This is a genomic window from uncultured Chitinophaga sp. (genome assembly GCF_937898475.1).
Taxonomy (GTDB): Bacteria; Bacteroidota; Bacteroidia; order Chitinophagales; family Chitinophagaceae; genus Chitinophaga.
The window spans coordinates 85,795-98,550 of the sequence record NZ_CALEJS010000041.1; the positions used below are offsets into that span (position 1 = coordinate 85,795).

Below are 12,756 nucleotides of genomic sequence, written 5' to 3' on the forward strand. Positions count from 1 at the left end.
ATAACATCTACATAATATCTACATAACATCTCCGGGAATCCCCCGTCACTTCACCGAAGAAACCGGCTGCTTCATGGCCAACCTGGTACGCCTGGCCTGTTCAGTACTTGGCTGAGGGCTGCTGCGTGGGATACATTTACACGAGTAAATCATCCCAAACGCTAAAAATCTACACCATGAAAAAGAGTGAAAGCGCTGTAGCCCCGTCAATCGGGTCTGCCGCAGCCATCCGTCCATTTGAGGTGCATATCCCGGATGCCGATCTGGACGAGCTCCATCGTCGTATTGTGGCGACACGCCTTCCGGAGAAAGAAACCGTCAACGGTTTCTCGCAGGGCGTACCGCTGGCCACCATTGAAGCGCTTACCCATTACTGGGCCAGTGAATACGACTGGCGCAAGGTGGAAGCAAAAATGAACGCCTACCCGCAATTTATAACAGAAATTGATGGCCTGGATATTCATTTTATTCATGTACGCTCCAGGCATGAAGATGCTTTGCCGCTGATCATTACACACGGCTGGCCCGGATCGGTGGTCGAGCAGCTGAAGATCATCGATCCCCTTACTGATCCCACCACCTATGGTGGAACTGCCGCTGATGCGTTCCATGTAGTGATACCGTCTATGCCGGGTTACGGATTTTCAGGCAAACCCGCTGAAACCGGTTGGGGACCGGAGCGTATCGCAGATGCCTGGGTAGTATTGATGAAACGCCTGGGATATGAAAAATTCCTGGCCCAGGGTGGCGACTGGGGTGCAATTATTACCGATATGATGGCCGTGCAGTCGCCCGATGACCTGCTTGGTATTCATACCAATATGCCAGGTGCCATACCGCCGGATATCAACCGCATGACTTTTGCAGGCGAACCCGCACCGGCAGGTCTTTCCCCGGAAGAAAAAGAGATATACGAACAGCTGAGCGCATTCTACAAAGATGTTTACTATGCATTTTTCATGGGTACACGGCCCGAAACGCTGGCAGGGCTATCAGACTCGCCGGTAGGCCTTGCCACCTTCATGATTGACCACGACCGCCGGAGCCTGGAACTGATTGCACGTTCATTTGCCGGCGAAAAAGAAGGGCTTACCTGCGATGATGTGCTGGACAATATTACGCTTTTCTGGCTTACCAATACCGGAGTATCCGCTGCCCGTCTTTACTGGGAAAATAAGCTTCCCTTTTTTGAACCTAAGGGGGTGAAGATACCTGTTGCAGTAAGTGCTTTCCCTGATGACCTGTGCCCCGCGCCACGCAGCTGGGCTGAGCAAGCTTATCCCAACATGATCTATTACAAAAAGCAGGATAAAGGCGGTCACTTTGCCGCATGGGAACAGCCTGAGCGCCTTGTTGCAGACATCCGTGCGGGCTTCAGGTCATTGCGTTGACCGGGTATGATGGAGATCCTGGAAGGACGTGACGATGGCATCACGTCCTTCCAGGATGGGCTACCTGTTCTCCAGCCAGCTGAGAAAACTACCGGCTTTCTCCCGGGATACCAGCAACTGATGGGTAAAGCCCATCACCGGTACCACCAGCAGCCTGCGGGTAAAATACCGTTCTACTTCTTTTATTGCATTGAAATTGATCAGGCATTGCCTGTTCAAACGGAAAAATTGTTCTCTTGGCAGAAAATGCCGGATCTGCTCCAGCGAGTAATTTACCGGGTACTCCCTCCTGTCAAAAGATACAATCATGGTAGACTCATACCTGACATAGAAAAGGAAAATATTTTCCGTAGGTACTGTTATGTACTTATTACGTTTGTACACCAGGAAACTTCTCTTGAAGGCAATATCGTTTACTGCGGCTACATGTTCCATCTTATGCATTATTTAGGGTCAATACTATCCTGCTATTCCCGAATTGTGTGCCATTACAGCAATTATTTCAAAACCACCCCGTTAGCGTTTACGTCAATAGCCCGCGCCACGAAATAGCGCGGTGAATGCATCGCTTATCCACGAAATAAAACGGAGCAGGCATCGCTTGCCGGCTTGAAAATAAATGGTAACTTTAAATACCTCCCTATATTACGGAAAGTAAGCACCATCGTTCAATACAAGGTTTACGCATCTACCGGTTGAAATTCAGTGATTCATCTGCATTACAAATTGATAAATTACTTTTCGATCTAATACACCCTATGAATATGCGGGCAGTGTATTGCCTGCCATAACGGAAACTGGAACCATCAAATCTTCAAAGTGAACAAAAAAACGCTTAATGACAATACTTGTGCAGTAACTCCCGGATTTGAAGGCATTGTAGGTAACAGCCGGCTATTACTGAATGTATTTGATCACATTTCAAAGGTAGCGCCTTTTGACACTACTGTGCTCATACAGGGAGAAAGCGGCACCGGAAAGGAAAGGATCGCAGATTGCATTCATCACCTTTCATCCCGCAAGAGCAGGGCATTGGTAAAAGTGAACTGCGCTACGCTACCTGCCACACTGATCGAATCTGAGCTATTCGGCCATGAAAGAGGTGCATTTACCGGTGCTGTTGCCCGAAGAACAGGAAAATTCGAACAGGCGGATGGCGGCACTATTTTCCTGGATGAAATCGGTGAAATGCCGCCTGATCTGCAGGTAAAATTATTGCGGGTATTACAGGAAAAGGAAATAGAACCTATTGGCGGCAGATCATCCGTAAAAGTAGATGTTCGTGTGGTGGCTGCTACCAACCGGAACCTGGAGAGGGATGTGAGAGAAGGCCGTTTCCGTCTTGATCTGTATTACCGGCTCAATGTGTTCCCCATCGTGCTGCCCTCATTAAGAGAACGGGTGGAAGATATACCTGCTCTTGCCCATCATTTTATAGACATCTACAGCCGCAGCTCGGGGAAAAGCATCACAGGATTGTCTGATAAGGTATTAAACAGTATGATGGCCTATAGCTGGCCCGGCAATATCCGAGAACTGGAGCATCTGATAGAGAGAAGCGTACTGCTGGCCCAGGGAAGTATTATTGATGAAATATCCTTACCGGTGCTGCATATGCAGGATATCAGGATAAAGACCATCCAGGAAAACGAACGGGACTATATTGTCACTGTCCTGAAAAAATGTAATGGCAAAATATGGGGCAGCGGCGGAGCCGCAGAAATGCTGGACGTTCCGCCATCAACGTTAAAGTCCAAGATGAAACGGCTGGGGATCAGGAAAGAGAATATCGGGTAGGTTACCGGGGTAATGAAAGGTGTTTCAGAAATCCGAGACAGTGTCTCGGAAATTGTAATGCACTGCAATCTGATGGAACATTGGGAGATTTACCGGACTATTCCAACTGTTTCTTCAACGCTGCTTTGCTGGGCAGGTAAAGTTTATACTCCCTTGAAAATATTTGTTTGTTGTTCTCTGGCAAAGTAAATTCCACAATGGTTTTGCTATCTTCCTTGCAAAGCACAATTCCAATGGTAGCCCCTTCCTCAGGCATTTTCACGATCCGGTCATAATAGTTCACGTACATTTGCATTTGTCCGATATCCTGGTGGGTAAGCCTTCCAATCTTGAGATCAAACAGCACAAAACAACGTAGCAGGCGATTGTAAAAAACCAGGTCTACATAAAAGTGGGTATTATCAAATGTGAGACGACGTTGTCGTCCTTCAAACAGAAAACCCTTACCTAATTCCAACATGAAATGTTCAAGCTTATTAATGATGGCAGTTTCCAGTTCACTCTCAGAGTAGCTTAGACCTTCCTGAAGATCGAGAAATTCAAGGACGAAAGAATTCTTCAGGGCGTCTCCGGGAGATTCCACGATTTGCCCTTTCCTGGCAAGTGTTTTAACTCCATTTTTGTCACGGCTTAATGCCAATCGCTCATAGAGCGAAGACTGGAATTGACGTTGCAATTCACGAACAGACCAGCTATTCTGCATGGTTTCAATCTCATAGAACTTCCTTTCCTGCTTGTCTTTTATTTTTAGCAGTTGCACATAGTGCGACCAGCTTAGCCGGAAAGGTGTTTCAGAAATCCGAGACAGTGTCTCGGAAATTGCAGTCTGTTTCTTTGAAGAAGTTGGCGCTATTGTCTTAGCCCTTCTTCTATACTCCAGATAGAATAAACGCATCAGCTCCAGGTTATCTACAGAATAACCTTTACCAAACTCCGAAGTCAGGGATTTACTTAAGCGCTTCAAAGTCTCCCTGGCATATTTTGCACGCCTTTCACCAGCCTGCTCATATTCCACAATCCTTCGCCCGATCTCGAAATAGGTACGGACCATTAAAGTATTAACACTGGAAACAACCTGCTTTCGGGATAGCGCAATAATCGACTTAACAGATTTATACAGTTGCCGCTGGGTAACAAAAGTCTTCATAAAAAAGCGTGAATGTATAAACAGCCCGGAGAATAGCGGGTTAATCCGTTGTTAATAAGTTTATCAGAATGATAATTATATCCTCGACCCACTCAACTTCACATCCGCCCTTGCAAAGGCCTTATCATATCTCTTCTTCACAGCTGCGGCCTGACTGTTCTTTTTTTGTGCCTGCAGGCTCTTATACAAACCTATCAATGCCCAGCCGCTTTCGGGATAAGCCTTGAGATCTTCCTGGTAATACTTTTCTGCGAGATCATGTTGCCCGGCTTGTATCAGTATTTCTCCCAGTATTTCACGCACGGGCTGATGCCAGTCTACCGGTTCGTTGTAAAGCAGTTCGTCTTCCAGCTGTATAGCGGCATTCAGCACATCAATGGCGGAAGCATAATTTTGTTGTGCAGCAGCCGTCTCACCTCTCACTATCTTTTCTGCTATTTCCATTACTATGTAAGATGAATTGCGGGCCCCCACCTCTATACTTTTAAGCGAGGTATCACTGCGAATGGCGCTAATGTCCTCCGCTGCCGCCAGTGCCTCTGCAATCTGTCCTTTACGCGCATAAGCAACGCCGCGGCCATAATGCCACATGGCAGTTACAAATTTCCAGTCTTTGTTGGGGGCAGGCATCTGCAACAGCGAATCATACTGGCCAAATCGCACCATGGCAAAGATAGGTGTGGCGTATAACTGCTGAATAACATAACCAAATGGGCTTAACATCATAGCACGGTCTGCCTTGCTCTGCAGATCACGGGCGGCCTGGAGGGCTACTTCACGGCGGCCTTCAAGGGTGGCACAGGCCCAGAGGAAATGATAGTTGTGCGGGTGATACATAAGCGCATACAGACCCTGCGAATGGCATTCGGTAAGGTAGGCCAGGTCTGCTTTAATAGACTCCTGGTTTGTGAGCGAACCTTCATGATACTTGCCGGTCCGGATATAGATATGCGCAGGCATATGAACCAGGTGACCAGCATTCGGCATCAGGGTACGCAGGCGATCAGCGCTGGCCATTCCCTTCGCCGGCTCAGCAGAAGCTTCTACGGCGTGTATATAGAAGTGATTGGCGCCGGGGTGATCGTTCCTTGCGCTTAAAACGCCCTCCAGTAATTCGAGGATTTCCGGTGTCCAGGACTGGGGCGTACCGTCTTTCAGCCAGTAGTCCCAGGGGTGGAGGTCCATGATGGCTTCTGCACTCAGGGCCGCAACGTCAGGATCGTCCGGGTATTGCCGGTGCGCTTCCCGCATGGCGGCGGCGTAAGCTTCATCCAGCGGGGCCCTGTCTGCCGGCGGGTTGGCTACATAACGTTTGGCGATGGCATTGATCAGTGCCTTTTCTTTGGGCGACGCGTTATCCATCAAAGACAGTGCTTTGTTTACAGCCTCCACTACCCTGCTCTCGTCTGAGGCATCCATAGGTGCATTGATATTGGGACCAAGCGTAAGGGCCTGGCCCCAGTAGCTCATGGCGCAGGAAGGGTCCAAACGGGCCGCTTCTGCAAAGGCACGATAAGCTTCCAGGTGGTTGAAGCCGTAGTACAGACGGATGCCCTGGTCAAAGAAGTCCTGTGCCCCGGGTACCGCGGTGGTAATTTCGAAATGATAATCGCCCAGGCCTTCCAAACGCGGTGCAAAGGGCCTGGTGGAATCGGTCATAGCGTCCAGGAAGCTCCTGTCGGGCAATGCGCAATAGGCGTATACCCGTTCAGGTGCGGCGGCAACAACGAGTGGTGCGTTGGCTGAACGGTAATAACGGATGGCAGACAATAGCAAAACAGCTGCTAACAGGGAAAGGGGCAGTAATAACAATCGTTTCATGCTGTGAATGTTTTTGAGGTTAAGATCTGGGGCTGTAAGGAAACAATCAAAAAAGCGATAATATCAGCACGCGGCAGCTACAAAAGTACAATAATTGCATAAAAAAAATGGGCTGCACCCCGGTGCAGCCCATTTTCATTTTTTAACACCGTTCAGAGACGAATGGTTGCGGGCAAATATTTAGCAATAAGATCTTCGTAATAAGATTTCAGCTCACTCACAACCGGCGGATTCGGGCTCTTGGAATACAGGTCGTATGGATTGAATTTCTTCACCCATTCAAACATCTTTTTGTCATGATCATTCATCAGGTGCTCATAAGCATGCTCACGGTGCTGGGCATAGAATGAGTGATAACGGATCATGTATAAAGCCGGTTCGGGCAGATAGTCTTTGGTGATATGATAGAGGTACTCATCGTGCCCCCATGACATATGCACATTATCCAGCCCGCAATTAGGCGAGTACACGCCATATTTGGTATTGTATCTTTCGTCGTTAATGTCCGGATTGTCTTTGAAAAACTCCGGGTATACGATCTTGTCTGAGAACTGGCAGCCCACCGGGAAGGTATCTCCCACTACCGCCCATTGTGCTTCACCGAACAGGCAAAGCACTTTACCCATATCGTGAATAAAGCCGGTCAGTACGAACCAGTCGGGATGACCGTCGGCACGGATGGCTTCTGCTGTCTGCAGCAGGTGCTGCAGCTGGTCAAGATCTATATCGGGATCGGAATCATCCACCAGGGTATTCAGGAATTCCATGGCATTCCACACCGGCATTTCCTTACGGTTAAATTGCAGGAACTCTTTCTTCTTTTCCTGCACAAAATCGTATGTCTGGTACTTATGGTTAAGGCGGTAAAACTCACGTACAGTATCCCGGCCCGGGTTATCGTAGTTACGATACTCCTCTTTCGCCTTGGATGGTTGCCCTTCTTCCGGATAACGTTTTAATACATCATCTTCCCATTGCTCAATGCTCTGAAGCGGTTGCAGTTCTTCATTTGAAAATTGGTTTGCTACCCTCATAAACGTGAATTTTTAAGCGTTTTTATTGCCTTTTTTTTGACGGCTATCTACCTAAATTTACAAATTTCAATCGATTTCCGGTAACTTTTTTATGCTAAAATTATGTTACTGTTTAGCGGTTTATCACCAGAAAACAGTGTACAATGCCGTAAGGATCCCTACGATGATAACAGACCCGACAATGAAAGCGGGGGATGTTTTGAACATTGAAGTGTCTATGTGAATGATCCGGGGCAGGTATTTGCTTTTACTATCCATCAGGGTGATGATGATCATCAGCACCACCAGTATCACAAATACAATGGTCATACGGTCCAGGAAGGGATAGTCCGGGAACTGCCCGTTAGTCCACACCGGGAGAAATTTCAGTATGGTAGACAGCGGGATGGTGAGCAGGGCCCCTGTCAGCGCTGCGGCTGAGGTAGTACGTTTCCAGAGGAATCCCAGGAGGAAAATGGCCAGTACACCGGGAGAAATAAAGCCCACATACTCCTGTATGAACTGGTACGCCTGATCCAACGTAGTGAGTGCCGGTGCTACAATGCTGGCGATCACCATAGAGATGATCACGGTATAGCGGCCTACACGCACCAGGTGCTTTTCTGAAGCGTCCTTATTGAAAAAGCGTTTGTAAATGTCCAGTGAAAAGATGGTGGAGATACTATTGGCCTTACCTGCAAGCGAAGCCACTACCGCGGCGGTCAGGGCTGCAAAAGCCAGACCTTTGAGACCGGGAGGCAAAAGGTTCATGAGCGTGGGATAAGCCTGATCAGGTTTAACCACACCGGCGGCGTTGGTCATCTCCTGTGCAAACACGCCGTTCTTGAACAGCACATAGGCGGTAATACCAGGCAGTACGGCGATCACCGGTATCAGCAGTTTCAGGAAAGCGGCAAACAGTATACCGCTGCGGGCCGTTTTAAGATCCGCTCCCAGCGCGCGCTGAATGATGTACTGGTTACAGCCCCAGTAGTTCAGGTTATTGATCCACATACCGCCGATCAGCACCGAAAGGCCGGGTAAGTCTTTATAATAGGGATGCGAATCGTCAAAGATCATATGGAAATGCGTTGGCGCCTGCTCTTTGATCAGGGAAAGGCCTTTCCAGATATTCCTGCCAAAGCCGAAATGTTCTGACACCAGGTTCAGTGCCAGGTATGTGGTTACCAATCCACCGAGGATGAGCACAAACACCTGCACCACATCGGTATAACCAATCACTTTCATACCACCCAGTGTAACAAAAACAGCGAAAATGGCCAGTCCGGCAACACACCAGCCAAAGCTGATGCCCGAAATAGCATTAATGGCCAGGGCGCCCAGGTAGATAATGGAAGTCAGGTTCACAAATACATATACCAGCAACCAGAACACCGCCATGGTAGTACTTACAGCGGCGTTATAACGTTCCAGCAGGAACTGCGGCATGGTGTAGATCTTGTTCTTCAGGTACACCGGGATAAAGAATACGGCAACAATGATCAGGGTAGCTGCCGCCATCCACTCATAGGTAGAAATAGCCAGGCCCAGGGCAAAGCCGGAGCCGGACATGCCGATAAAATGCTCTGCAGAGATATTGGACGCGATCAAAGATGCGCCAATAGCCCACCAGGTAAGGGATCCTTCTGCCAGGAAAAAATCTTTTGTACTGGCAACAGCTGAACGTTTACGGCGGAAAATGTAATAGCCGTAACCGGAGACCAGTATGAAATAAAAGAGAAAAACTAAGTAGTCCGGGAATTGTAGATGATTCATAACGCGGGAAGATAAATAATAAGGGAGTAAAATAAAAATACAAGTGATAAAATCCAAATACCAAATACCAGCATCCAGCATCCAAATGGCAAATTCGAGGGTAGGGAGTGCAAGATGCAAATTTGGGATCCAAAATTGTATAGGCTGAAATGCCGGAAGGCGGATGAACATTCAGGCAGGATTTGGTTTTTAACTATTCTGCCAATAATTTGAGGTATTAAACAGCACGCGCTCATGCTTGAGGTAGATAAAAGAGATGCCCGCCTGCTTGAAAAAGCCATTACGGAATGGCAGGCATCACAATTCATTAACCCGGAACAGGCGCAGCAAATGCGGCAGGGATACAGGGTACGCGAAGCCAATACAGACTGGCAAACCATTACGCTGTATATTTTTATTGCGGCTATTTCCTGTGCGCTGATGGCATTTGGGTCACTGGTGCTGGATGAGAAGTGGATAGAAGTGCTGCGCAAAAAGCTGTCGCTGACGGATAGTGTAATAGCAGCGTTGTTTGCGCTGCTAACCATATTCCTGTGCTATCATGGCTACCGGCGGCGGCAGCAACAGCCCCGCTTTTCACTGAACAGGGAATTTTACTGGCTTTTGCCCATTCTCAGTACGGGCGTAACGGTAGTGTACCTTGGAAAAAGCCTGCAATACCTGGATGGCAATTATGGCGTTTTCTGGCTGCTGGCCACCGTTACCTACGGCATACTGGGCATACTGCTGCCCTCTCCCCTGCTGTGGACGGCCACCCTGCTTTGCCTGATACCTGCCTATGTAAAGATCAGCTATTATATTACGGATGATGCCTCCTGGTTCCTGGGTATGAACCTGCCCTGCCGTATGTTTGTACTGGCAGCCATCATGCTGTTGCTACACCGGCTGGCGCTCTCCTATAAAAAGTACCAATCCGTACAGCATATCACCTGGGTGGGCGGCTGGCTGTTACTGCTGCTTGCCGCCTGGCTTATTTCCATCTTCGGCAACAGCGGCACCTGGAGTGAATGGCAGCAGATACGGCAGTACCAGTTACTGTGGTGGGTGCTGGCTTATACCTTGCTGTGTGCCGCCATAGTATGGCTGGGTATCCGGATGCGGGACAACCTGGTGCGCGACTTTGGCATCGTGTTCCTGCTACTGGATATGTATACCCGTTATTTTGAATACCTGTGGGACCGTACCCATAAAGGCATCTTCTTCACTATACTGGCGCTCTCTTTCTGGTGGATAGGGCGCAGGATTGAAAAATGGAAAAAGATCTAGGGATTTACCGTTATGGTAAAGTTGCTGACCACTTCGCGATGCTCGTCTATTGAACTGTTGAAAGCCACAAAAGTAAGGTCATAAGTACCGGGCTTGCTGTAAATGTAATAATAGTTGTTAACCGTTGCGCTGCCCAGGTCCCTGATCACAAGGCCTGCATCCCGTACCACCATGCTCAGGTCAAAGGCCCTTGAGATCAGCCAGTCATCATTATCTTCTTTTGTACTGCCGGCAATCGTGCCATTGATCGAAACCTGTCCGCTGGCAGGCACACTCCACGCTACTGTTGGATTCTTAAGATCAACGGCCGCCCATCCGGCCTGGCTGGCGGCAACAATGGCAGACACCTTATCCGGCAGCACATGTTTGATGTCGAATGTGCGGATAAACCAGCTGGGTTGTTTCAGTGAATCGCTGTAGTAGCCCTGGTAACGCAGTGCAATGTAGGCGGGCTTCCGCTGCTTTGCAAAGGCACTGAGATCAATGATGCCGGAAGGAGTTCTGTCGGCGCCTGTAGAAAGTACGGCCTGCCCGGTGATATCCGTCCAGCCGGCATTCATCACACTGGTGGAATCATATGTGCCGTTAAAGTCTGTAGACACCAGCAATGTAAGCGTATTCAGCTGGCCGCGGTTCTGCAGGTAAGACGTGAACTCCAGCTGCGGACTGCCGTCTGCAGCAGTGCGGTCTTTATACTGGTAATTGAAACCCGGCTCACCGGAGTAGAAGGTAATATTATCTGCCTGGCCACTGAAACTAAAACGTACCGTATCTCCCACCTTAAAAGTGCTGCCGGAAATACTTACATCAAAATTGGGTGCAGCTACTTCCAGCTTTCGACAGCTGACCAGCAGGCAAAAAAGACATATGCAGATGAGCGTTCTCATGTTTTCTGTTTTGATGTTTGATGTTGTCGGAACCTGAGCAGGTGAATAATTAAAGTTGCACACTTGCCCGGTGTTCAGACTGTTACCAACCGGGGTTTTGCACCAGCAGCCTGTTCACCGCCATATCGTGCGCGGGGATAGGCATCAGCAGGTGGCGTTCCGACAAATTGGTGGCGGCTGTTGCGGTAAACTTATGGCTGGCGGGCGCATTGGCATTGATATCGTCTGCCAGGGTTTTCATGGTGGAAATAAAAATACCCCAGCGTATCAGGTCGTATTTACGCAGGGCCTCGAAGCACAGTTCCCTGGAGCGTTCATCCTGTATGGCCTGGCGGAGGGCCTCTTTGCCCGACTGTTGTTCGGGTAGCAGATCAGGCATGCTGACAGATGTATCGCCGCTCATCAGTTTACCATAACCGCGGCGTCTTACCTGGTTCACCGCATCAATAGCCAGGGGCGTGGGTCCGTTAAGCTCATTCTCCGCTTCTGCCAACATCAGCAGCACATCTGCATAGCGCAATACCGCAAAATTCTGGGGAGTCAGGTTTTTGTTCTTTGGCGTAAGCGTTTCGTATTCGCGGCGCCATTTACCGATGTTCAGTTCCCAGAGGTTGTTATTCTTCCTGTAGGTGTTATTGGCGCCGGTGTAGTTGTAGTTGGCACAATTCCAGTCGCGTCGCAGATCAGCAGCTTCATACATCTTGTACAGCTTGTTGGTGGCGTTCACCGAAGCGTAGCTGTAGCCTATTTCCAGGCTGGCGCATTTTATCCCGATGTTATTGCCGATGCGGCCCGATTCGTCAAATACACCGGTACCATTGCCGGCGAATTCAATCTCCCATATACTTTCCTTTACATCGTATTTATCCTGCGCATAGTTGATGAAGACCTGGCTGTAGTCAGGGTTGAGGGCATGTTCGCCGGACTGCACCACTTTCTGAGCCCATTCCAGTGCATCCTGGTACCGGGCAACATCCCGTAACGGATAACCGGCCATCGTTAAACATACCCTTGCCAGGATACCCTGCACGGCAGTTTTGCTTATGCGGCCGCTATACCCCAGGGAAGTAACGGTTTGTGTTTGAAGGAGCGCTTCTGCCTCCGTCATATCCTGCAGTATCTGTGCATATACCTCTTTCAAAGGAGCACGGGCAATATGCACGCTGTCTACAGAAAGCACAGGGTCCAGGATAATGGGCACATCGCCGAAATTGACGGCCAGCAGGAAGTAATAATAACCACGCAGGAACAGGGTCTCCCCTTTCACGATCCCTCTTCTGGTTTCATCCATCTGGGGACGGTTCACACTGGCCAGCAATACATTTGCACGCGAAATGCCCTGCCAGATAGCACGCCAGAAACCGGCTACCTGCGCATTACCGGGATCGTACACATACATACGCATTCCGGTGGAAGGATTGCCTGCCTGGTAACTTTCATCGGTACTGGAGTTAATGGGCCAGGTCATGTAATCTCCGTAGATCTGCTCTTTGCCCAGCATATCGTACACCCCCAGCAGTCCGCGGTTCAGCTGCTCTTCTGATGTAAAATAGGTAGTTGTAACCAGTACATCCGTAGGGTGCGTGTCAAGGAACTTTTTACAACTGCTGGCAGTGCTTAATAAAAGTACGGCCAGCAAAAAGTGTATGCTTTTCATA

Annotated in this window: 10 protein-coding genes; 3 read left to right on the top strand and 7 right to left on the bottom strand. The window is 49.0% G+C overall.

The window, feature by feature from the left end:
• The first annotated feature begins 176 nt into the window (after positions 1-176).
• On the top strand, positions 177-1,391 hold the full coding sequence (locus Q0577_RS24780) for an epoxide hydrolase family protein (protein ID WP_298741129.1): 1,215 nt from the start codon (positions 177-179) through the stop codon (positions 1,389-1,391).
• A 60-nt stretch (positions 1,392-1,451) separates the two neighbouring features.
• Here the strand turns inward: Q0577_RS24780 and Q0577_RS24785 are convergent, their stop codons facing one another.
• Positions 1,452-1,826, bottom strand: a complete 375-nt coding sequence (locus Q0577_RS24785; RefSeq protein WP_298741130.1) for a LytTR family DNA-binding domain-containing protein — start codon at positions 1,824-1,826, stop codon at positions 1,452-1,454.
• Between the two features lie 384 nt (positions 1,827-2,210).
• On the opposite strand from Q0577_RS24785, the gene Q0577_RS24790 reads away from it, so the two are divergent.
• The gene (locus tag Q0577_RS24790) at positions 2,211-3,188 is read left to right on the top strand and encodes a sigma-54 dependent transcriptional regulator (protein WP_298741131.1); all 978 of its coding nucleotides are present in this window, start codon (positions 2,211-2,213) and stop codon (positions 3,186-3,188) included.
• Between the two features lie 97 nt (positions 3,189-3,285).
• Here the strand turns inward: Q0577_RS24790 and Q0577_RS24795 are convergent, their stop codons facing one another.
• From Q0577_RS24795 to Q0577_RS24810, 4 genes are all read right to left on the bottom strand, one after another.
• Positions 3,286-4,335: a PDDEXK nuclease domain-containing protein gene (locus Q0577_RS24795; protein ID WP_298741133.1), complete on the bottom strand. Its 1,050-nt coding sequence runs from the start codon at positions 4,333-4,335 to the stop codon at positions 3,286-3,288.
• A 75-nt stretch (positions 4,336-4,410) separates the two neighbouring features.
• Positions 4,411-6,156 (bottom strand): hypothetical protein, encoded by a 1,746-nt coding sequence (locus Q0577_RS24800; protein WP_298741135.1) that lies wholly within the window; start codon positions 6,154-6,156, stop codon positions 4,411-4,413.
• 152 nt (positions 6,157-6,308) lie between these two features.
• Entirely contained in the window at positions 6,309-7,190 is an 882-nt protein-coding gene (locus Q0577_RS24805; protein WP_298741138.1) for an inositol oxygenase family protein, read from the bottom strand.
• Between the two features lie 123 nt (positions 7,191-7,313).
• Positions 7,314-8,945 carry a sodium/sugar symporter gene (locus tag Q0577_RS24810; protein WP_298741141.1) on the bottom strand — a complete coding sequence of 544 codons (1,632 nt, stop codon included), beginning with the start codon at positions 8,943-8,945 and terminating at the stop codon, positions 7,314-7,316.
• A gap of 234 nt (positions 8,946-9,179) precedes the next feature.
• On the opposite strand from Q0577_RS24810, the gene Q0577_RS24815 reads away from it, so the two are divergent.
• On the top strand, positions 9,180-10,211 hold the full coding sequence (locus Q0577_RS24815) for a hypothetical protein (protein ID WP_298741143.1): 1,032 nt from the start codon (positions 9,180-9,182) through the stop codon (positions 10,209-10,211).
• Here the strand turns inward: Q0577_RS24815 and Q0577_RS24820 are convergent.
• Together Q0577_RS24820 and Q0577_RS24825 are read right to left on the bottom strand one after the other, a co-directional pair.
• On the bottom strand, positions 10,208-11,098 hold the full coding sequence (locus tag Q0577_RS24820) for a DUF5017 domain-containing protein (protein WP_298741145.1): 891 nt from the start codon (positions 11,096-11,098) through the stop codon (positions 10,208-10,210). The genes Q0577_RS24815 and Q0577_RS24820 overlap by 4 nt on opposite strands.
• 82 nt (positions 11,099-11,180) lie before the next feature.
• The gene (locus Q0577_RS24825) at positions 11,181-12,755 is read right to left on the bottom strand and encodes a RagB/SusD family nutrient uptake outer membrane protein (RefSeq protein ID WP_298741147.1); all 1,575 of its coding nucleotides are present in this window, start codon (positions 12,753-12,755) and stop codon (positions 11,181-11,183) included.
• Between the last annotated feature and the right edge of the window lies 1 nt (position 12,756).